This is a genomic window from Stutzerimonas sp. NM35, assembly GCF_054604355.1.
Genome location: NZ_CM137728.1, coordinates 1,922,011 through 1,941,805 on the forward strand (window position 1 = coordinate 1,922,011; position 19,795 = coordinate 1,941,805).

19 protein-coding genes and 1 other RNA gene are annotated in these 19,795 nt (G+C 63.2%); 11 read left to right on the plus strand and 9 right to left on the minus strand.

Annotation, left to right across the window (positions count from 1 at the left end; genetic code table 11):
- The first annotated feature begins 66 nt into the window (after nt 1-66).
- The 5 genes from ACYCFC_RS09040 (at nt 67) to ACYCFC_RS09060 (ending at nt 8,022) form a co-directional block, all read left to right on the plus strand.
- Nucleotides 67-2,028, plus strand: a complete 1,962-nt coding sequence (locus ACYCFC_RS09040) for a TonB-dependent receptor domain-containing protein (protein WP_459653741.1) — start codon at nt 67-69, stop codon at nt 2,026-2,028.
- Nucleotide 2,029: 1 nt separating this feature from the next.
- A complete protein-coding gene (gene cobN / locus ACYCFC_RS09045; protein ID WP_459653742.1) occupies nt 2,030-5,971 on the plus strand; it encodes a cobaltochelatase subunit CobN in 3,942 nt (1,313 codons plus the stop codon).
- Nucleotides 5,972-6,184: 213 nt separating this feature from the next.
- On the plus strand, nt 6,185-6,661 hold the full coding sequence (locus tag ACYCFC_RS09050) for a MotA/TolQ/ExbB proton channel family protein (RefSeq protein ID WP_459653743.1): 477 nt from the start codon (nt 6,185-6,187) through the stop codon (nt 6,659-6,661).
- Nucleotides 6,661-6,996 (plus strand): DUF2149 domain-containing protein, encoded by a 336-nt coding sequence (locus ACYCFC_RS09055; RefSeq protein ID WP_459653744.1) that lies wholly within the window; start codon nt 6,661-6,663, stop codon nt 6,994-6,996. The genes ACYCFC_RS09050 and ACYCFC_RS09055 overlap by 1 nt, the downstream gene beginning before the upstream one ends.
- A gap of 222 nt (nt 6,997-7,218) precedes the next feature.
- Entirely contained in the window at nt 7,219-8,022 is an 804-nt protein-coding gene (locus tag ACYCFC_RS09060; RefSeq protein ID WP_459653745.1) for a metallophosphoesterase family protein, read from the plus strand.
- 20 nt (nt 8,023-8,042) lie between these two features.
- Here ACYCFC_RS09060 and ACYCFC_RS09065 read toward each other — a convergent pair whose 3' ends face one another.
- The 5 genes from ACYCFC_RS09065 to earP all read right to left on the minus strand — a co-directional run bounded on the left by ACYCFC_RS09065 (nt 8,043) and on the right by earP (nt 12,103).
- Entirely contained in the window at nt 8,043-8,570 is a 528-nt protein-coding gene (locus ACYCFC_RS09065; RefSeq protein ID WP_459653746.1) for a C40 family peptidase, read from the minus strand.
- A gap of 75 nt (nt 8,571-8,645) precedes the next feature.
- Complete coding sequence (locus ACYCFC_RS09070) at nt 8,646-9,302, minus strand: C40 family peptidase (RefSeq protein ID WP_459653747.1); 657 nt, start codon at nt 9,300-9,302, stop codon at nt 8,646-8,648.
- Nucleotides 9,303-9,420: 118 nt separating this feature from the next.
- Entirely contained in the window at nt 9,421-10,092 is a 672-nt protein-coding gene (locus ACYCFC_RS09075; protein WP_181085990.1) for a DNA-3-methyladenine glycosylase I, read from the minus strand.
- Nucleotides 10,093-10,353: 261 nt separating this feature from the next.
- Complete coding sequence (efp, locus tag ACYCFC_RS09080; RefSeq protein WP_181085988.1) at nt 10,354-10,920, minus strand: elongation factor P; 567 nt, start codon at nt 10,918-10,920, stop codon at nt 10,354-10,356.
- 43 nt (nt 10,921-10,963) lie between these two features.
- Nucleotides 10,964-12,103, minus strand: coding sequence for an elongation factor P maturation arginine rhamnosyltransferase EarP (earP, locus tag ACYCFC_RS09085; protein ID WP_459653748.1), 1,140 nt, complete (start codon nt 12,101-12,103; stop codon nt 10,964-10,966).
- On the opposite strand from earP, the gene ACYCFC_RS09090 reads away from it, so the two are divergent.
- Nucleotides 12,078-12,302, plus strand: coding sequence for a hypothetical protein (locus ACYCFC_RS09090; RefSeq protein ID WP_181085984.1), 225 nt, complete (start codon nt 12,078-12,080; stop codon nt 12,300-12,302). The two genes, earP and ACYCFC_RS09090, sit on opposite strands and share 26 nt — an antisense overlap.
- Nucleotide 12,303: 1 nt before the next feature.
- Here the strand turns inward: ACYCFC_RS09090 and ffs are convergent.
- Nucleotides 12,304-12,400: signal recognition particle sRNA small type (ffs, locus tag ACYCFC_RS09095), an RNA gene on the minus strand.
- Between the two features lie 177 nt (nt 12,401-12,577).
- Nucleotides 12,578-12,781: a hypothetical protein gene (locus ACYCFC_RS09100; protein WP_181085982.1), complete on the minus strand. Its 204-nt coding sequence runs from the start codon at nt 12,779-12,781 to the stop codon at nt 12,578-12,580.
- Here ACYCFC_RS09100 and ACYCFC_RS09105 point away from each other — a divergent pair.
- The 3 genes from ACYCFC_RS09105 (at nt 12,780) to ACYCFC_RS09115 (ending at nt 15,406) form a co-directional block, all read left to right on the plus strand.
- A complete protein-coding gene (locus ACYCFC_RS09105) occupies nt 12,780-13,766 on the plus strand; it encodes an NAD(P)/FAD-dependent oxidoreductase (RefSeq protein ID WP_459653749.1) in 987 nt (328 codons plus the stop codon). The two genes, ACYCFC_RS09100 and ACYCFC_RS09105, sit on opposite strands and share 2 nt — an antisense overlap.
- 91 nt (nt 13,767-13,857) lie before the next feature.
- Nucleotides 13,858-14,667, plus strand: a complete 810-nt coding sequence (locus ACYCFC_RS09110) for a motility protein A (RefSeq protein ID WP_181085979.1) — start codon at nt 13,858-13,860, stop codon at nt 14,665-14,667.
- 1 nt (nt 14,668) lies between these two features.
- Complete coding sequence (locus ACYCFC_RS09115) at nt 14,669-15,406, plus strand: OmpA/MotB family protein (RefSeq protein WP_459653750.1); 738 nt, start codon at nt 14,669-14,671, stop codon at nt 15,404-15,406.
- A gap of 2 nt (nt 15,407-15,408) precedes the next feature.
- On the opposite strand, the gene ACYCFC_RS09120 is transcribed toward ACYCFC_RS09115, so the two are convergent.
- Nucleotides 15,409-16,338: a ZIP family metal transporter gene (locus ACYCFC_RS09120; protein WP_181085975.1), complete on the minus strand. Its 930-nt coding sequence runs from the start codon at nt 16,336-16,338 to the stop codon at nt 15,409-15,411.
- Nucleotides 16,339-16,517: 179 nt separating this feature from the next.
- Here ACYCFC_RS09120 and ACYCFC_RS09125 point away from each other — a divergent pair, with 179 nt between their 5' ends.
- Nucleotides 16,518-16,802 (plus strand): metal-sensing transcriptional repressor, encoded by a 285-nt coding sequence (locus ACYCFC_RS09125; RefSeq protein ID WP_181085973.1) that lies wholly within the window; start codon nt 16,518-16,520, stop codon nt 16,800-16,802.
- Nucleotides 16,803-17,022: 220 nt separating this feature from the next.
- On the opposite strand, the gene rlmKL is transcribed toward ACYCFC_RS09125, so the two are convergent.
- Nucleotides 17,023-19,203, minus strand: a complete 2,181-nt coding sequence (gene rlmKL / locus ACYCFC_RS09130) for a bifunctional 23S rRNA (guanine(2069)-N(7))-methyltransferase RlmK/23S rRNA (guanine(2445)-N(2))-methyltransferase RlmL (protein ID WP_459653751.1) — start codon at nt 19,201-19,203, stop codon at nt 17,023-17,025.
- A gap of 318 nt (nt 19,204-19,521) precedes the next feature.
- On the opposite strand from rlmKL, the gene rmf reads away from it, so the two are divergent.
- Nucleotides 19,522-19,737: a ribosome modulation factor gene (gene rmf, locus ACYCFC_RS09135; RefSeq protein WP_037022861.1), complete on the plus strand. Its 216-nt coding sequence runs from the start codon at nt 19,522-19,524 to the stop codon at nt 19,735-19,737.
- Nucleotides 19,738-19,795 lie beyond the last annotated feature (58 nt).

Genomic DNA, 19,795 nt, shown 5'->3' on the forward strand with positions numbered 1-19,795 from the left:
AAGCGAGTCGGCCCGAAGCCCGGGCGGCTCGCTTGTGGCCAGCCCTTTCAGCCAAGGAAGATGATGATGTCCCGCTGCACCCGCCTTCACGTCCTGCCCAAGCCCGCACGAATGATCACCGCCCTCGCCTTGCTGCCGCTGTCGGCGCTCGGTGCTGCAGAGCGGATAAATCTCGAACCCACGGTCGTTACGGCCACCTCCACCGAACGTCAGCTGAACGACGCACCGGCGAGCGTTACGGTCATCAGCCGTGAGGAATTGGCCCTGCGACCCGTACAGGATCTGGAAGACGCCCTGCGTGGCACGCCGGGCCTGCAATTCACCGGCATCGGCATGGCGCGCCGTGGGGTGAGCATCCGGGGGATGGGCAGCGAGCACACGTTGATTCTGGTGAACGGACAACGCATCAACAGCGCGGCCGGCGCCGTGGCGCATGCCGATTTCGACCTGGGCTGGGTGCCGGTGGAGGCTATCGAGCGAATCGAAGTCATACGCGGGCCCATGTCGTCGCTATACGGCTCCGAGGCGCTGGGCGGGGTGGTCAACGTCATTACGCGGCGCGGCACCGACGCATGGCACGGTGCGGCCCAGCTCAACGGTGGCGTTCGCGAGGATGACCGGGGCGGTCAGACACATCAGCTGGGTGTCTATGCCGGCGGCCCGCTGGTGCCGGGCGTGCTCGGGCTGTCGCTGAGCGGGGAGACGCGACGACGCCAGGACACGCCTCTGCACGCCGACGCTTCCCAATCGGAAATCGAAGGCCGAGACGCGCAAAGCGCCAGCGCCACCCTCAGCTGGACCCCGGACACGGCGCAGCGTATCGACTTCAGCTACGCCAACGGCCTGGAGGATCGCTGGCGCAACACCCGCAGCGCAGGCCGCGCACCGGTGGAATATGAGTCCAGCGACCGCATCGAGCGTGAGCGTTTCTCCATCGCCCACAGCGGCGACTGGTCTTGGGGCAGCAGCACCCTGCGCGCCTACCGCAACACGCTGGAGCGCACCCAGCGCTACACCAACGGTGTCGTTCCGACGTCCCCACGTCAGGAGCTCACCGACGACATCATCGATGGCAGCCTGAGCCTGCCACTGGCAGACATCCATCTCGTCACCTTTGGCGGCGAATGGCGCAAAGAACAGCTGGAGGATGGCGGTTTCGTCACCGGCGATGCCCAGAGCATTCACCGCGCCCTGTTTCTGCAGGATGAAATCCAGTTCGATCCGTCCTGGTCGCTGGTACTGGGCAATCGCTTCGATCAGCATGAGCAATACGGTTGGCACAACAGCCCGCGCGCCTACCTCGTCCATCATGTCAACGATGCACTGACCATCAAGGGCGGTGGCGGTCGAGGCTTCAAAGCGCCGTCGCTCAAACAGCTTTCACCGGGCTACTCGGCCATCGGTGGCGGCGGCATGTTCACCATCTACGGCAACCCCGACCTCGAGCCCGAAACCAACACCACTTACGAAATCAGCGCGGACTATCAGGCAGACGGCTGGTCGCTGAACGCCGGGTTGTTCCAGAACAACGTGCGTGGCCTGATCCAGACCGTATGCGTGTCCGACTGCGGCCAGCGCGGCCGCGAGGTGCGCAACTACGACAATGTCGACAAGGCACGCATTCGCGGCCTCGAGCTGGGCGGCGGCGTGGACCTGCCAGCCAACCTGCGCTGGGACCTGAACTACACCTATCTCGACGCCATCGACCGCAGTGCCGACCGGCGTCTGGGCGACCGCGCCCGCCACCTGGCCAACACCCGGCTGCAATGGTCGCCAAGCGCCGCCTTCAGCGCCCAGCTGCGTGGCGAGTACGTCGGTAGCCAGCTGACCTACTCCAGCAACACGGCCTATGGAGTACCTGCCTACAGCCTCTGGCACCTGGAGCTGACCCAGCGCATCACCGACGACATCAGTCTTCGCGGCGGCATCGAAAACCTCACCGACGAGGACTTCAGCGACGCCTCCGACAACTTCACCTTCGCCGAGCCAGGCCGCACCTACCACATCGGCGTGAGCCTGAGGTTCTGACATGCGCAAGCTGAGCCTTCTGGTGCTGCTGGCGCTGTTCGGGTACGACACGGCGGCGGCCGATCCCGCACGACAAGACGCCGTCCAAGTACGGGTGCTGACGACCGAGTTCGTGCTGCAGGGCAAACTCGACCGGCTTGCGGCGTGGGCAGCCGAGTCGAACGTCACGCTGGATGGTGTGCGCATCGCATCGGCCACCGATCAGGTCGCGCACGACGATCCGGATTTGCTGATCCTGGATACGCCGCGCCCCGCCGACCTCGCGCAGGTGCAGCAGCTTCTCGGCGACCGATTCAAAGCTGCCGACACGCCCTGGATACGTGTCGGCGGCGGTCCCCCAGCCTTCGGCAACCTGCCGGCAGCGGTCGCCAAGAGCCTGATCGGCTATTACGGCAACGGCGGCGAGCGCAACCTGCTTCACCTGTTCACCTACCTGCGTGCCTGGCATGACGGCATCGCCACCGATGCGATTCCCCCCCCGGCGGAACTCGCCCATGCCGGCATCTACCACCCTGCTGCGCCAGAACCCTTCGAGCACCTCGCGGATTACCTCGCCTGGGCTGCCGACCGCTGGGCCGCAGACGCACCGCGCGTGGCCTTCGCCATTCACCGCGGCGCACTGGTGGACGGTCAGCTGCAACTGATCGATGAGTTGATCGACCGCAGTGAGGCACGCGGCCAGGCGCCGATGGCGTTCTGGATGGACGACCGGGACCCGCAAGCGCTGGGCAAACTGCTCGGCCCCGCCCGCACCGATGTGCTGGTCAACCTGCAGCACATGCAGAACGGCCCGGCGCGGCAGGCTGAATTTCTCGCACTGGGCATCCCCGTGCTGTCGACCCTCACCTGGCGCGACGGGAACCGAGAACACTGGCAAGCCTCCAGCAGCGGCGTCTCGCCGCGCACCGCCGCCACCCTGCTGACGGTGCCGGAAAGCTGGGGCATGACCGATCCGCTGGTGATTGCCGCCATCGAGAATGGCGAACCGGTTTCGATCCCGCAGCAGCTCGACGCGTTGCTGGCCAAGGTCGACCGTCTGACGCGGCTGCGTCGGCTGGCTCCAGCCGAAAAGCGCCTGGCCGTGATGTTCTGGAACCATCCCGATGGCGAAAGGAATGTCGCCGCCTCCAATCTCAACGTGCCACGCAGCCTGGCGCATCTGATCGCCGCGTTGCAGCAGGCCGGTTACCAGGTGCCCGCAACCGACGAGAGCCAGTTGATCGAAACGGCCCAGCGCCTGCTCGGCGGCTACCACCGACCGGACACGCTCGACCAATTGCTGGCCGATGACCTGGCCGAAACCCTGCCGCTGACGGCCTACCAGCGCTGGCTGGCGACCCTGCCCGATACGAGCCGACAGGCGTTGCTCGAACGCTGGGGCGAGCCCGCCGAGCACTGGGCCTTGCGCGAGATCGACGGGCAGCCGCAGTTCGTCATTCCCGCCGCGCGCCTCGGCAAGCTGCTGCTGATGCCGCAACCACCCCGTGCCGGTCGTCCGGGCGAGGCCTATCACGATAGCAAGGTCCCGCCCGATCATCTTTATCTGGCGGCCTACCAGACACTTCGCGAGGAGTTCGAGGCCGATGCCCTGATCCACTTCGGCACCCACGGCACCCAGGAATGGCTGCCCGGCAAGGATCGGGGTCTGGCCACGGGCGATTACCCCTTCCTCGCGCTGGGCGATCTGCCGGTGTTCTATCCCTACATCCAGGACAACATCGGCGAGGCCATCCAGGCGCGCCGCCGTGGCCGCGCCGTGATCGTCAGCCACCAGACGCCGCCCTTTGCGCCTGCCGGCCTCTACGCCGAACTGCGCGATCTGCATGCGCTCATCCACGAATACCAGCAGCTCGATGAAGGCGCGGTGCGCGAAACCACCGCCGAACGCATCCGCCAGGCGGCGCTGCAAAATTCAATGCTGCCGGATATCGGCTGGGACGAAGCCCGCATGCGCGCCGAGCCGACGGGATTCCTGCAGGCCCTGCACGACCACCTGCACGAACTGGCCGAAGCGAACATGCCGCTGGGCCTGCACACCTTCGGCGAACCGGCCTCACCCGAACACCGCCTGGCCACGGTGTTGCAACAGCTGGGCGAGCCCTATCTGCAAGCGCTGGACCTGACCGGGGACGAACCCCTGGCCGAAGACTTCGCCGGGCTGCAGGCAAGCCTTCCCTATCGCATCCTGCAACGCTATCTGCGCGACGGCGAAAGCCTCGACTCGATCGATGATGCCGGCCTGCGCGAACAGCTCGAACGCGCCCGGCTGCTGGACGCCCATCTAAGCGAACCCGGCGAAATCGAGGCGCTGTTGGCCGGTCTTGCCGGTGGCTTCGTCGCGCCCGGCCCCGGCGGCGACCCGGTGCGCAACCCGGAAGTCCCCAGCGGTCGCAACCTGTACGCCTTCGAGGCGGACAAACTGCCGACCCGCGCAGCTTACGAGGCGGGTGGCAAGGCGCTGGAGCAGTTGATCGCCCGCTATCGTGACGAGCATGACGGCGATCCGCCGGAAAAGCTCGCCTTCAGCCTCTGGTCGTCCGAAGCCATGCGCCACCTCGGCATCCTCGAAAGCCAGGTCCTGCATGCGCTTGGCGTGCGCCCGGTGTGGGATGCAGGCGGACGGGTGCGTTCGCTGGAGATCATTCCGGCAGCTGAACTCGGTCGGCCGCGTATCGACGTCGTGGTCCAGGTCACCAGCGTCTACCGCGACCAGTTCGACGGCTTCATGCGCCAGCTGGCCGATGTGGTGGAACGCCTTGCGGCACTGGATGAGCCCGGCAACCTGATCGCCGCTAATAGCCACGCCCTCGCCCGGCGATTGCAGGAACAGGGCTTCGATGCCGAGCGCGCCGAGCGCCTGTCGCAGCTGCGGCTGTTCGGCAACGAACCGGGTGACTACGGCACCGGTGTCTCGCAGCTCACCCTCGACTCGACGCGCTGGGACAACGACGCCGAACTGGCCGAGCAGTTTCTCTCGCGGCTGCAATATGGCTACGGCAGTGGCAGCTGGGGCGAAAGGATCGAAGGCCAGAATCTGTTCGCCGAACAGCTCAGGGGCGTGCAGGTGGCGGTCATGGCCCGCTCCAGCGAACTCAACGGCGTCTTGTCGACCGACCATCCCTTCGAGTTCCTCGGTGGCCTTTCGCTCGCCATTCGCCATCTCGACGGCGCCAGTCCGTCGCTCTATATCTCCGACCTGCGCAAGACCGAGCCGCGCACCACCGGCGCGGCGAGCTACCTGGCCAGCGAGCTGCGCAGCCGCTACCTGAATCCGCAATGGATCGGCGCCATGCAGCAGGAAGGCTACGCCGGCACCCTGGAAATACTGAACGTGGCCAACAACCTCTGGGGCTGGCAGGCGGTCGATCGCAGCATGGTACGCGCCGACCAGTGGCAGGCATTGCATGACACCTTCGTCAACGACCAGCGCGAACTCGGCCTCGACCGCTGGTTCGAAGCGCACAACCCCACCGCCCAGGCGCAGCTGATCGAGCGCATGGCCGAGGCGATCCGCAAGGGCTACTGGGATGCCTCCGACGAAACCCGCCGCGAACTGGCCGAACGCTGGCAGGCACTGACGAGCGAGCATGGCGCCGACAAGGGCGAGGCGCTCACCCGCGAATTCATCGAGCAGATGGCCGGCGGTTTCGGCCTCGCCCACAGCACGGCACCTGGCGCTACCGAGCCTGCCGCTTCGAACGCGACCGCTGGCGAAGCGGTGCGCGGCCAGGTGATGCAGGAGGTTGTCGAGCAACCGGTCGAAACGCCGAGCCGGCTGCGACTCCTGCTCGGCATCACCGCCCTGCTCGTCTGCCTGCTGCTCGGCGCCTTGCGACAGGCGGTAGGGTCTGTTGACGTTTCAGCGCGTCCGCGCCGGAGCCTGTTTTTGCGCGAGGCAAGGCATGAGGAGAGAAGTTTGGCATTCCAAATGAACGACGAATAACGCCGCATCGCGCAAAAACAGGCCCGGCCCGAAGGGTTGCGCGGCAAATGTCGCCATGCGGCGTTGCGGAACTTGGCAAGGGAACCACCATTGCCTGCGTCCCGCGCCTTGCCTGGCGACATTTGGCGCTGCAACGCGGGGTGCGCTGAAACGTCAACAGACCCTAACAACCGCCGTGTCGCTCTCCTTTCCTGAATCGAACGAACGAACCCAATGAACGCACTCGAAACCAGTCTCTACGAACTCACCCGTGTTTTCCTCGTACCCGTCTTGCTGCTGATCCTGGCTGCGCTGCTGTATGCCTTTTTCGCCTTGGGCAGCTTCGTGATGGAGGGCTGGCAGCGGCGCCGGGGTCGCTACCAGTCCGCCCTCGCCGCCCGCCAGGCCGCCCATGGCGGCACCAGCGACGATCTCGAACTGTGGATCATGCAGCGCCTGGAATGGCTGCGCGTGACCTCGCGCAGCGCGCCGATGCTGGGCCTGGTCGCCACCATGATTCCCATGGGTCCGGCCCTGCTCGCGCTGACCGAAAGCGATGCCCAGGGCATCGGCAATAACCTGGTCGTTGCGTTCTCGGCGGTGATCCTGGCGCTGGTGGCGTCCAGCATCAGCTTCTTCGTCCTCACCGTGCGCCGCCGCTGGCTGCTGCAGGAGCTGCGCGCCATCGAACGCGCCGGAGAGATGCACTGATGCGTTTTCTCGATCATGACGATGACGACGATCCGCTGCTCGCGGTGGTCAACCTGATCGATCTGTTTCTGGTGGTGATCGGCATCCTGCTCATCGTCATCGTGCAGAACCCGCTCAATCCGTTCAGCCAGGACAAGGTCGTGGTCGTGCAGAACCCCGGCGAAGCCAACATGCGCATGCTGATCAAGGACGGCCAGGAGCTGAAGCAGTACGAGTCCAGCGGCGAGATCGGCGAAGGCCAGGGCGCCAAGGCCGGCGTCACCTACCGCCTGAACGACGGGCGGATGATCTACGTGCCGGAGGTAGCGCCCGATCAGTCGTCAGACGAGGCATGACCCAGGTGTCACGTTACGCGGCTTTTGCCAAGGGCACCTGAGGCGACGCGGAGGTTGGTTCAGGCTCCGCGCCGCGCAACCGAAAGCCAAACGGGCTTGGCGCAACGGCACTCAATGTGGGTATCTTGCAGGCAACGGGCGGAACCCGCAGAGCTTTGCCCGCTTCGAATACCAGACCAGCCTCACTCGCCATCCAGCCATCTCTGGAGAAAACGCCCGCCCATGACGACCATCGTGCAGATCTCCGATACCCATTTCGGCACTGAACAGCCTCTTGTAATACACGCCCTGGAAGAGCATGTACGCGCGCATGGCGCTGATCTGCTGATTCTCTCCGGGGATATCACGCAGCGAGCCAGGGCTGGGCAATTCGCCGCCGCGCAGGCATTCGTCCAGCGCCTTCAGGAGCTGGGCATTCCTGAAACGCTGGTGATTCCGGGCAATCACGATATTCCGCTGTACAACCTTTTCGCCCGTGCCTTCACGCCCTATCGCAACTACCGGCGTCATTTCGGAGACGATCTGGAGCCGATCTTCGAGAGCGACGAGATGCTGGTCATCGGGCTCAACACGACGCACCCGCGACGGCACAAGGACGGCGTGGTCACCACCGAGCAGGTTCAGGCCGTGAGTCGCCGCCTGAAAGGCTGCGCCCCTGGCAAGGTACGCATTCTGGTCGCGCATCAGCCATTCGGTGCGATGGTGCAGAGCGACCTGAGCAACCTGCAGCACGGTGCCGACGCCGCCCTGCATTGCTGGGCCGACGATGGATTGGACCTGGTCATGGGCGGGCATATCCACCTGCCCTACGTGCTGCCGCTTTCCGGGCAGTACAGCGGCCTGTCGCGGGAAATCTGGATGGTTCAGGCGGGCACTGCGCTGTCGTCGCGCCTGCGCGGCACTTCGCCCAATTCATTCAACCGATTGAAGTTGCATTCGGGCGCGGACAAGAAGGTCTGTGTGGAGCGTTGGGATCTGCTGGGCGATCACTTTGCGCCGGCTTCGCATTTCAATCTGCACTGGTAGCAGACAGCCACGCGCACTCGTCAGGGATTGAGTGCCAGTTGATCCTCATTAAGCACGCGTCGCGCGTTGAGGTAGTTTTTTTGCCAGTAACTGTTGGAAAGACTGTCCAGGCGGACCGTGCCACCGCTGGACGGCGCATGCACGAAACGCCCCTCTCCTACATAGATCGCCGCATGGCTGACACGCTGCCCGCCGCTGGTGGCGAAGAACAGCAGATCACCCGCCTGCAGGGCTTCACGCCTGACGGGGCTGGCACTGCGCATGGCATTCATTTCGCGTGTGGTGCGTGGCAGAGCGATACCTGCCGCGCCGCGGTAGACATAGCCGATCAGGCCACTGCAATCGAAACCGCTGTCGGGCGTGTTGCCGCCATAGCGATAAGGCGTTCCAACCAGACCCAGCGCGGTAAACAGTACATCCTCGGCTGCGCCTGATACAGGCTGCAGTGCCGGCGCAATGACCTGTGGCTCGACAGGTTGCCGCCCCGCACAGGCACCCAGCAGCAGGGCCGTCAGCAGAAGGATCGAGAGGCGGGCCAGAAAGGGCATGGCAGAGCTGTCCGGGCAAAGAAGCCATCACTCTGCCGGTATGTGCTGCGTGATGCAACCCTGAAAAGGTTGTCTTCAGTGACGTGAAGCCACGTCGCTCGCAGCGGAAGCCAGCGCCAGTACGCGCTTGGCCTGCATGAAACTGGCACGCCAATAGGCGTCGTCCAGGCTGTCCACGCGCACGCCGCCACTACGGCTGCTGGAGGAATGAATGAACTGGTCGTCGCCGATATAGATGCCGGCATGACTGACACGGCCACGGCCACGATTGTTGAAGAACACCAGGTCGCCCGGTTCCAGCTCGCTGCGTTTGATCTTCGGTGCATCGAGGCCGATCATTTCGCGAGTGGAACGCGGCAGGTCGATGCCGGCTTCCTTGCTGAACAGATAACCGACGAAACCGCTGCAATCGAAACCGGTTCTGATGGACTTGCCGCCATAGCGGTAAGGCGTACCGACCAGGGTAAAGCCACGCTCGAGAATACTGTCGGCAAGCGGCGGCAGTTCATAGCTCTGCTCGTCGGCAAGCTCACGCAGCTGCTGCTCGCTGGGTTCGCTCGCCTCGGCTTGCGCCTCTTGCGCGATATCGCTCATGCCTGTAACCAGCGGCGCAAAATCGAACTTGAAATCGTCAGACGCCGAGATGCGCTCCTGTCGTTCCGGTTGTCCGGCACAGGCCGACAGCAGCAGGACGAGCGATAGAGGCAGCAGAGGTATGAGACGTTGGCGCATGACTGAACACGGGAAGTCAAAAAAGTGGGCGCAACTATGCCTTTTATGAGGCCGATGAGCAAATTCAATCGCAGGAAATGTGACGGACTGGCCGCGATGAATCGTCTGGTGCGCCGGCCTAATGATTGACCGTGAATGCCAGCATGGCCGACAGTTGGCACAAGGGCCGACCGCTTTCCGCTCTCCACTGATTGAAGGCGGCCTGTACCGCAGCCTGATCGCGCTGACTGCTCGGCGCCCGATCGACGATCCCCTGGGCCTTGAGCGCGACGACGCCGTCGTTGCTGGGGATGAAGGTGTCCTTGCCAGCCATGCGCAGGAATGCCGGCGCGGACAGGCCACCAAGCTGGGAGCCGTGTTTGGCCAGGTAGCGCCAGAGGCCGACGATATCCTCCACCGGCCAGTCGGCAAGCAGATGGCCGAACCCGCCCTTCTCCTTCGCCACATCCAGTACGAACTGAGCATTGCGCGGCACGCTCCTGAGCTTGCCCAGATGCCGGATCAGTTGCGTGTTCTGCATCATTCGCTCGATATGCTCGCCGCCCATCAGCACCACTTTTTCCGGGTCGAAACCAAAGAAAGCCTGCTCGAAAGCCGGCCACTTGGCGTCCACCAGACTGTGCTTCAGGCCCGCGCGGAAGATCCGCAGGGCAAGCAGCGAAAGGTAGCGGTCATCGGGAATCGCTCGCAGTTCATCGGCACTGCGGGGCTGCGGCAACAGGCTCTCCAGCGCAGCCGCCGAGCCAAAACGGTTGAGGCAGTACTCATGCAGCCATTTGTAGTCACGCATGCTCATGTCGGTCCGAAAGGATTCTGGATCGCTGCCGGGCGCCCGGCAGCCACACTGAAGAAAGCCGCAGAGATTGCCATAAACGACAATGCCCGTATCGGTCGATACAGGCATTGTTTTCAACTCATCTTCGGCTGGTGGGTCGGGTCACGCTTCAGCGACCCGACAGCCGTTGTGTCTTCGGATTGTCGGATTACGCCTTCGGCTAATTCGACCTACAACAACCCACGCTCCGAAGTTTCTTCAGCCCTGCTGAGGCGATCAGGCCTTGATGCGGGACTTGTATTCGCCGGTGCGGGTATCGATCTCGATCGAGTCGCCGATTTCGCAGAAAGCGGAAACCTGCAGCTCTGCACCGCTCTTCAGGCGAGCGGTCTTCATGACCTTACCGGAAGTGTCGCCACGTACGGACGGCTCGGTGTAGACGATTTCGCGAACGATGGTGGTCGGCAGTTCAACCGAGATCACCTTGTCGTTGTAGAAGGTGGCTTCGCAGACGTCGCTCATGCCGTCTTCGATAAAGGTCATGACGCCTTCGAGGTCATCCTTTTCGATTTCGTACTGGTTGAACTCGGCGTCCATGAACACATACAGCGGGTCGGCGAAGTAGGAGTAGGTCACTTCCTTGCGCTCGAGGATGACCGGCTCAAGCTTGTCGTCGGCTTTGTAGACAGTTTCGGTAGCAGAACCATTGAGCAGGTTCTTCAGCTTCATCTTGACTACGGCACTGTTGCGGCCGGACTTGTTGAATTCGGCTTTCTGGATAATCCAGGGTGCGCCGTTGATCACGGCCACTTGGCCGGCACGAAATTCTTGTGCGGTTTTCATACGAATGTCCGAATGGGATTAGAGACAAAAAACAGGCCGCGTATCATAGCCAATCCGCGTAAAAAAAGACCAGCTTTCCGGCCAGATCGCCATTGGCGACCTGTTTGTGAGTCCAGCGCTCGGCATGAGCCTTCAGCTCCACCTCATGTTCGAGCATCGCCGACCAGGCTTCGCCACTGCCCTCACCACTGTTCCAGGCATTCCAGAAGCCGCGTAGCGCAGCACTGGCAGCAGGCGACAGGTCGCGCAGATAGAGCTCTAGGAAAGCATTGAGCTTGTCCCAATGGGCATCCTCTTCCTGGGGATAGATATGCCAGACCAGTGGCCGCCCGGCCCATTGCGCGCGGATAAAGGATTCCTCTCCACGTACCGCATTGAAATCACAGCACCACAGCAGCATGTCGTACTGGTGCTGGGTCATGAAGGGCAGCACTGCGATCTGCAGGTTGCCGCGCTGATGCCGATCACCTGCGCGCAGCTGCTCAAGCTCCAGCCAGCGCGCCACGTCCCCAAGCACGCGCCCTTCCGGCACCAGCAACTGCGACGGTCGTGCCTGAGCCGCCAGGGCATCGAGCCAGCCAGCAATGGCCGGGTTCTCGTAGGCGAACAGCGATAGCAGCGTCGTGCCGGGCTGCACATTGAGATCGAAGCTCTGCAAAAAGGCTTCGCACAGCAGCGGATCATTCTGGAACGCCTCACGCCGGGCAATCAGGTCACCCTCGCGGATCAACCCGCCAGTGCCCTGCTCGAAGCCGGGGAAGAAGAAATACTTCTGCAGGCCTTCGGACTGCATCGAAGGCAGCGCATGGCAACCCACCACCCAGTCTTCGGCGCTCAGGTATTCGAGATTGAGCCAGAGGATGCGCCGCTGGTTGGCGGCCATGGCCGCGATGTAGTCATCCGGCAGGTTGCAGGCAAAGGCTTCGATCACCACATCGGCGGGTTCGGCGTCCGGCCATTGGGGCGACCAGTGGCGGATCTCGACGCCTTCATGCCACTGCTGGCTGGCCGTGGCGCTGGCGCCGGGCTGCAGTCGGACAAAAGTCTGCAGGTCATCGATCCACAGACGTACCTGCTGACCATGCTCGGCCACCAGTTGCCGAGCCAGACGCCAAGTCACGCCGATATCGCCGTAGTTGTCCACCACGACGCAGAAAATGTCCCAATTCGCCTTGACGGACAAATCGATTGCTCCTGCAAAAATTCAGGAAGGCTTGCACCAGCCCCGCATGCTGAAGAAAGAAGAATACAGGCTCACCCAATGGGATGATCTTGAAGCGATGCGATTGTTTTCGTGGCAGCTGTTCAGCAACGTGCTGCTTGAGGAGCGGGTTGAATCCGCAAGGTCTTGCGAGGGGGATGACGATTCGTTATGGAGGTGAACCCTACCAGCCACACCCCGGCACACAATGTCACCGCTGCGGCTGCTCCCTTCCGGGCCTGACCGGGTTCACGGCTGATCGTTGCGAGGGGACCGGCAGGGCCCACCATAACAAAGCCCACCTGGCGGCGAGCGGCGCCATTGTACCGGCTTGATCCCAACTTACAACTGCTTCATCACTTGATTGGCATAACAATCGCAATGGCTGATTGCAGCCGCCCGCACGGGCAACGCATGATGCGGATGCATGACGAACAGGCCAGCCCGCCCCGTCTGTCAGCCATTGAAAAAATCTTCTTGAACTCCAATCACCCCGAACCCCCAGGCAGAAGCAACAGTCTGTTGGTGGATGGAACACGCATCAATCATCAGCGTTTTGCTCTTCTGCAAAATCTGCTGTTGAGCCCCAGCAGAACCGAACCAAACGGCGCAGTAGCCGGGCAACCGAGGCTGACAGCGCCCCTGTGAAGAGGTAAGCATGAGCACAGCTCCAATCGCCATTATCGGGACCGGCATTGCAGGCCTTTGCGCCGCGCAAATACTGCATGCCGCCGGGCAGTCGGTACAGCTTTTCGACAAGAGCCGCGGCCTTGGCGGACGCATGTCCAGCAAGCGCAGCGACGCCGGCCACCTGGATCTGGGCGCGCAGTATTTCACCAGCCGCGACCGGCGATTCACCGAGGCCGTGCGTCAATGGCAGGCACAAGGCTGGGCCGCCGAATGGTCACCGAATCTTTACCAGGCCCGAGGTGGGCAGTTGTCGCCCTCTGCCGATGAGCAGCTGCGCTGGGTTGGCGTCCCGCAGATGAGTTCGATTGCCCGCGGCCTGCTCGGCGACATACCGGTCACCCTCTCCTGCCGAATCACTGAAGTCTTTCGCGGCGAGGAATTCTGGACGCTGGTCGATGCCACGGGCACCAGCCATGGCCCCTTCAGCCAAGTGATCATCGCCCTTCCGGCGCCTCAGGCCAGTGCGCTGCTGGCCTCGGCGCCAAAGCTGGCCGCCGTCGCCGCCAGCGTTGCGATGGAGCCGACCTGGGCGGTCGCACTGGGCTTTGCCACACCACTACAGACGGCGCTCGACGCCTGTTTCGTGCAGGATGACGCCCTCGACTGGCTCGCCCGCCACAACAGCAAACCCGGACGCGATGGCCGCCTCGACACCTGGGTGCTGCACGCGACCAGCGCCTGGAGCCGGCAGCATCTGGACCTTTCCAGAGAATTGGTGATCGAGCAGTTGCACGGCGCATTCGCCGAACTGATCGACTGCGTCGTGCCCGCACCGGAGTTCACCCTTGCCCACCGCTGGCTCTACGCCCGCCCGAGCCAGTCCCACGAGTGGGGCGCGCTGGCCGATGCGCATCTGGGCCTGTATGCCTGCGGCGACTGGTGCCTGTCCGGGCGCGTCGAAGGCGCCTGGCTGAGCGGCCACGAAGCCGCGCGCCGATTGCTGGAAAATCTCTGAGGCAAGATCGGGCTCTACCCACCAGGCTGCAGGGCCAACTAGCACGGTGCTATCATGCCGCGTTCCTCGCCCTGCCCTGTTCGGAGCTTCGATGAATCCCTCAACCCTGATCGGCATGGTCGCGAGCATCGGCCTGCTGGCTGTCGTGATGCTGTTCGCGGCGGAAGATCCGTCACTGTTCATCGACCTGCCCAGCCTCGGTATCGTCGTGGTCGGTACCCTGGCTGCAACCTTCATCAGCTATCCGCTACGGGAAGTCATGCGGGTGTTCGGGCTGATCTGGACGGTGATGCGCAACGAGCGCCTATATACCCACCAGGATCTCGAAGAGCTGGTGCAGATTTCCCGACTGTGGATCAGCGGCGACCTGCCTGCGGTCGAACGCGCGGTGGAAAAGGTCAGCAATCCCTTTCTGCGCACCGGCGTGCAGCTGGTGATCGACAACACGCCTGAAGAGGACATCATCGACGTGCTGCAGTGGCGCATCGCTCGCCTGCGTGCACGGGAAAATGCCGAGGCGCAACTGTTTCGCGCCATGGCCAGCTATGCGCCCGCGTTCGGCATGATCGGCACCCTGGTCGGGCTGATCAACCTGATGTTCATGCTCGGCAGCGGCGACATGGAGCAGATTGGTCGCAGCCTCGCCGTGGCGCTGATGACCACCTTCTATGGCATCCTGCTGGCCAACCTACTGCTCAAGCCGGTGGCGGTGAAGCTCGAACGCCGCACCGAACAGCGCGTCGCCCTGATGAATCTGGTGATGCAGGGCATCTCAATGATGTGCAACCGCCGCAGCCCGGCCTACATGCGCGAGACGCTGAAATCATTCATCGCCCATCACGACGACGATATTCGCGAAAACGGCAACGCCGTGAAGCGCGCCAGGCAGCAGGATGCCTGAGATGAATGGGCAATCAGCACCTGGTGGTCGCTTCGCCAAATGGCATATCGAGCCGCGCCAGGAAGAGGAACAGGACGCCTGGCTGCTGACCTACCTCGACATGCTCACCCTGCTGCTGGTGATGATGGTCATCTTGCTCACCCTCGCGGGCAAGGCCGATAGTGAGGGCTATTCCGACACACCAGCCGAACCCGTATTCGCCGCCCCGATCACGGGCGGCGACCCGCTGCAACTGCCGGGTTCGCACCTGCCCATCGCCCCGATCATTGCCGCACCGCCAACCGAAGTTCCTGCCGACGCGCCGACAGATACGACTGGCCAGCAGGCGCTGGCAATGGATCTGGGAGAAGACATCGAAGTGATCGTCAATGAGGGCAGCATCAGCTTTCGTATCAACAGCGAGATCCTTTTCAACTCCGGCCAGGCCGAGCTGGAAAACGCCGGGCTTGACGTGATCGATCGCCTGATCCCGACACTGGCAGCGGGCAGGCATCGAATTCTCGTCGAGGGCCATACCGACAACCTGCCGATCCAGACCGAGCGATTCCCTTCCAACTGGGAACTCTCGGCCAGCCGCGCCAGCAGCGTGGTGCGCTACCTGCAACTGACCGGCATCGAGGCCGCACGCATGAGCGCCACCGGCTACGCCGATACCCGCCCGCTCGGCGACAACGCCAGCGACCAGGGCCGCGCCAGCAATCGCCGCGTCGAACTGGTCATGCAGACCCAGCCACAATAGCCTCAACCCAGCGCTGTATCCAGAAACATCATCACCGCAAAGCCGCCCATCAGCCCGACGGTTGCCGGGGTCTGGTGGCCGTTGCGGTGGGTTTCCGGGATGACCTCGTGAGACACCACGAAGATCATCGCCCCGGCGGCCAGCCCCAGACTGACCGGATAAGCGATGGCGAGCCCGCTGGAAATCCCCAGACCGACCAATGCACCCAGCGGCTCCATCAATCCGGAGGCGGCGGCGATCAGCACCGCTCGCCAGGCGGAAACGCCGATGGTACGCAACGCCAGCGCCACGGCCAGCCCCTCGGGGATGTCCTGAATGGCAATCGCCATGGCCAGCGGCAGACCCACGCTCATGTCACCTTCGGCGAAGCCCACACCGATCGCCATGCCCTCGGGAATGTTGTGCAGGATGATCGCGAAGACGAACAGCCAGACCCGGCTTATGCGCCGATGCTCCGGCCCGAAGGCTCCGGCGCTCACGTGTTCGTGCGGGGTGAAATAATCCAGCCCGAGCATCAGCAGTACGCCGAAACCCAGGCCCACCACCACGGTCGCCGCCGCGGCAGGGCCATTACCCCAAAGCTCACGGGCCGCCTCCAGCCCCGGAAGAATCAGCGAGAAGGAACTGGCCGCAAGCATCATCCCTGCAGCGAAACCCAGCATGCTGTCCTGGGTGCGCACGGAAATATTACGCAGCACGATAGCCATCAGCGCACCGAGCGAGGTGGCCACAAAACCGGCAGTCCCCCCCAGCAGGGCGTAGCGAATATTGCTCTGTTCGTTGTTCTCGAAGGCGCTGTAACCGCTCGTCCCCAGCAGAATCAGTACGACCAGCAGGGTGCCAACGAGCCCCAGCGCGATGAGCGGGTTTGCCTGGGCATGGGCAAGCCATGCCGCGCGCAGCGTAGCTGTTGCACTTTGAGTACTTGCCATCATGCGGCCCTTGCAAGGGAGGTCTGTTGCTGTCATCGCGCTCAGAAGCGCGACGAACAACTATTGCTACGACCCTAACCGGCTCGCTGAGTTTTGCCCAGGCTTGCCCAGCTGCCCTGTAGCCAGTGGGAACACTCGCCGGTAGGATGCATCGCGGACCCTCGATCCCAAGGACTCGAATGAAAGACGACACTCCCGCCCCGATCAATATGCAGGATCAGCAACAGGCAATGCTCCGGCGACTGGCGCGCATCGAAGGCCAGATTCGTGGCATCCAGGCGATGATCAAGCGCGGCGAAGATTGCGAGTCGATTGCCCAGCAGTTCTCCGCCTCACGCAGCGCGCTGGACAAGACCTATCGACTTTTGCTCACCTGCCTGCTCGAAGAGGCCCTGCATGACAACGAGCAGGACACTGCCGAAGCCCTGGCGCGTGTGCGCGAGATTTTCACCAAGTACACCTGATTTCCGGGCACTTCTAAAAACGTAGGCGAGGCAGCCAGCGCAAGGCGAAAACAGGCGAGAAACGTAGCGCAGCGAAGTAACAGCCGCAGGCTGGCCCGAAGGGTGAGCACAGCGAATCAAGCGCAGTTTACGAGTTGTAAATGAGCATTTTGATCGGACTCGCGCACGAGCCTGTTTTCAACGCAGCGATGGCAACGCAGGTAGTTTTTAGAGGTGCCCGTCAGCGCGCCTGCAACTTCCAGGCACGATGGATCCTGCTGTTGCGACGGAAATCCTCATCCAGCGTGGCGCTGCTGATTTCCTCCACCGCATAACGCTCGCTCAGCCCCGGATCGAGCACGAACTTGCGGAAGTTGTTGGAGAAATACAGGGTGCCGCCCGCTGCCAGGCGCGCCATGGCCAGATCCAGCAGGGCGACATGATCACGCTGAACATCGAACACACCTTCCATGCGCTTGGAGTTGGAAAAGGTCGGCGGATCGATGAAGATCAGGTCATATTCCCCACGGTCTTCCTCCAGCCACGCCATCACATCCGCTTGTTCCAGACGCTGCCGATCCGACAGGCCGTTCAGCGCCAGGTTGCGTCGCGCCCAGTCCAGATAGGTTTTCGACAGATCGACGCTGGTGGTGCTGCGCGCACCGCCCTTGGCCGCATGCACGGTCGCCGTCGCCGTGTAGCAGTAGAGATTGAGAAAACGCTTGCCGCTCGCTTCGCGCTGGATACGCAGGCGCAACGGTCGGTGATCGAGGAACAGCCCCGTGTCCAGGTAGTCGGTGAGGTTCACCAGTAGCTTGACGCCGCCCTCGTTCACTTCAAGAAACTCGCCCTGACTGGCCTGGCGCTCGTACTGGCGCGTGCCGCTCTGACGCTCGCGGCGCTTGACCACCACTCTGTCGCGGGAAATGCCCAGCGCCTGGGGAATCGCGCTCAACGCATCGAACAGACGCTCCTGGGCCTTCTGCGGATCGATCGAGCGTGGCGGCGCATATTCCTGTACATGCACCCAATCACCATAGAGGTCGATGGCAAGGGCATATTCGGGCATGTCGGCGTCATACAGGCGGTAACACTGGATGCCTTCCCGGCGCGCCCACTTGCCCAACTGGCGGAGATTCTTCTGCAGACGATTGGCGAACATCTGCCCGCCTTCACTGAGACGCGCCAGTTCCGCCACGGGTTGCGGAGCGGCATTACCGGCAGCGGGCGCCGCACGCTGGCCGGTGACGAACTGATCCAGTTCGACCTTGATCAGCAACAGCTTGCAGGGCAAGGCGCCGTTCCAGAAGGCGTACTGCTTGTGGCTGCGAATGCCCATGCGCTTGCCCAGGTCCGGCGCCGACGTCAGCACCGCCGCCTCCCAGCCGAGACAGGCCTGGCGCAGGCGTTCACCGAGGTTCTGGTAGAGATAGACCAGACTCGCCTCGTCGCCCAGGCGCTCGCCATAGGGCGGATTGCAGATCACCAGGCCTTTCTGGTTCTGATCGGGGCGTGGCTCGAAGGTCGCCACATCGCCCTGGTAGACACGAATCCAGTTCGCCAGCCCGGCCCGCCCGATATTGTTCCTCGCCGGCTGGATCAGCCGCGGATCGGCCTCGTAGCCGCGTATCCACAGTGGCTGCCGGCTCAGGCCCGCCTCGGCCCGCGCCTGCGCCTCGTCATGCAGGCGGTTCCACAGCGCCGGCACGTGTCCGAGCCAGGCGCTGAAGCCCCAGCGCTCACGGCGCAGGTTCGGTGCGATATCAGCGGCGATCATCGCGCCTTCGACGAGAAAGGTGCCGACGCCGCACATGGGGTCGGTCAGCGCGCCACCGGCAGCGGCGATACGCGGCCAGCCGGCACGAATCAGCACGGCGGCGGCGAGGTTTTCCTTGAGCGGCGCGGCGCCCTGCTGCAGGCGATAACCGCGCTGGTGCAGGCTATGCCCGGAAAGATCCAGTGACAGCACCGCCTGGCCACGATCCAGGCGCAGGTGCACGCGCAGATCCGGGTTCAGCTTGTCCACACCTGGCCGCTCACCGGCAGACGTGCGCAGCCGATCGACGATGGCGTCCTTGACCTTCAGCGCGCCGAAATGGGTGTTGTCGATTCCCGAACCATGGCCACTGAACTCCACCGCCAGCGTGCCGGTCGCCTCCAGATGCTCAGCCCAGTCGATCTGGTAAACGCCGTCATAGAGCGTTTCGGCATTTTCAGTGGCGAAGCGGTCGAGCACCAGCAGCACACGGTTGGCGAGCCGTGACCAGAGGCATAGCCGATACGCCACCTCCATCGAGCCGAAGCCACGAATGGCTGCGGTCTGCTCGCGAGCCTCTTCAAGCCCGAGGCCTATGGCTTCGTCGAGCAACAAGCCTTCGAGGCCCTTGGGGCAGGTGAGGATAAGTTCGTGGCGGTCGGTCATGGTAGGTCCAGAAAAATACGATTCGTTGACAGTCGGGCTGCAGCTTTTTTGCACCGGCTCAGGCAGGCGTCGGAGGCGAGCCTCGTGTAATCCACGATTGGCGCGCCTTATGGGGGAGATCAGGGTTCGGTTACTTCCTTATGACAAAACGATCATTCCAGCTTTGGACCCATTAGGTTAGAACTCGACTCAGTCCGGCAGCGCAATGCTGCCGGAAGAACTCCGCCACGCCGGCAGCGGACTTCGATGGCAGTCTAACTGCCCGACCTCGCCATGAGGTCAACAGGAACACCAGTCAACCACTGAGGGCAATACCCAATGAGAAGACTCAAGCGTGATCCGATGGAACGAGCATTTCTACGCGGTTATCAGCATGGCATACACGGCAAATCTCGCGATCTGTGCCCCTTCTACCATCCCGAAGTGCGCCAAGCCTGGATTAACGGCTGGCGGGAGGGTCGCGGCGACAACTGGGATGGTCTGACCGGCACCGCCGGTCTTCATCGACTGAACGAACTCAACGCAGTCGGCTGACACAGGATCACACCGACTTCAACAGGCACGCCCCACCCGGGCGGCGGGCTGAAGCCCA

Bases quoted from the DNA above. Each gene is read 5' to 3' on its own strand.
- ACYCFC_RS09040 (WP_459653741.1), top strand. From the start codon at position 67: ATGTCCCGCTGCACCCGCCTTCACGTCCTGCCCAAGCCCGCACGAATG.
- cobN (WP_459653742.1), top strand. From the start codon at position 2,030: ATGCGCAAGCTGAGCCTTCTGGTGCTGCTGGCGCTGTTCGGGTACGAC.
- ACYCFC_RS09050 (WP_459653743.1), top strand. From the start codon at position 6,185: ATGAACGCACTCGAAACCAGTCTCTACGAACTCACCCGTGTTTTCCTC.
- ACYCFC_RS09055 (WP_459653744.1), top strand. From the start codon at position 6,661: ATGCGTTTTCTCGATCATGACGATGACGACGATCCGCTGCTCGCGGTG.
- ACYCFC_RS09060 (WP_459653745.1), top strand. From the start codon at position 7,219: ATGACGACCATCGTGCAGATCTCCGATACCCATTTCGGCACTGAACAG.
- ACYCFC_RS09065 (WP_459653746.1), bottom strand. From the start codon at position 8,570: ATGCCCTTTCTGGCCCGCCTCTCGATCCTTCTGCTGACGGCCCTGCTG.
- ACYCFC_RS09070 (WP_459653747.1), bottom strand. From the start codon at position 9,302: ATGCGCCAACGTCTCATACCTCTGCTGCCTCTATCGCTCGTCCTGCTG.
- ACYCFC_RS09075 (WP_181085990.1), bottom strand. From the start codon at position 10,092: ATGCGTGACTACAAATGGCTGCATGAGTACTGCCTCAACCGTTTTGGC.
- efp (WP_181085988.1), bottom strand. From the start codon at position 10,920: ATGAAAACCGCACAAGAATTTCGTGCCGGCCAAGTGGCCGTGATCAAC.
- ACYCFC_RS09090 (WP_181085984.1), top strand. From the start codon at position 12,078: ATGTCCCAATTCGCCTTGACGGACAAATCGATTGCTCCTGCAAAAATT.
- ACYCFC_RS09105 (WP_459653749.1), top strand. From the start codon at position 12,780: ATGAGCACAGCTCCAATCGCCATTATCGGGACCGGCATTGCAGGCCTT.
- ACYCFC_RS09100 (WP_181085982.1), bottom strand. From the start codon at position 12,781: ATGCTTACCTCTTCACAGGGGCGCTGTCAGCCTCGGTTGCCCGGCTAC.
- ACYCFC_RS09110 (WP_181085979.1), top strand. From the start codon at position 13,858: ATGAATCCCTCAACCCTGATCGGCATGGTCGCGAGCATCGGCCTGCTG.
- ACYCFC_RS09115 (WP_459653750.1), top strand. From the start codon at position 14,669: ATGAATGGGCAATCAGCACCTGGTGGTCGCTTCGCCAAATGGCATATC.
- ACYCFC_RS09120 (WP_181085975.1), bottom strand. From the start codon at position 16,338: ATGGCAAGTACTCAAAGTGCAACAGCTACGCTGCGCGCGGCATGGCTT.
- ACYCFC_RS09125 (WP_181085973.1), top strand. From the start codon at position 16,518: ATGAAAGACGACACTCCCGCCCCGATCAATATGCAGGATCAGCAACAG.
- rlmKL (WP_459653751.1), bottom strand. From the start codon at position 19,203: ATGACCGACCGCCACGAACTTATCCTCACCTGCCCCAAGGGCCTCGAA.
- rmf (WP_037022861.1), top strand. From the start codon at position 19,522: ATGAGAAGACTCAAGCGTGATCCGATGGAACGAGCATTTCTACGCGGT.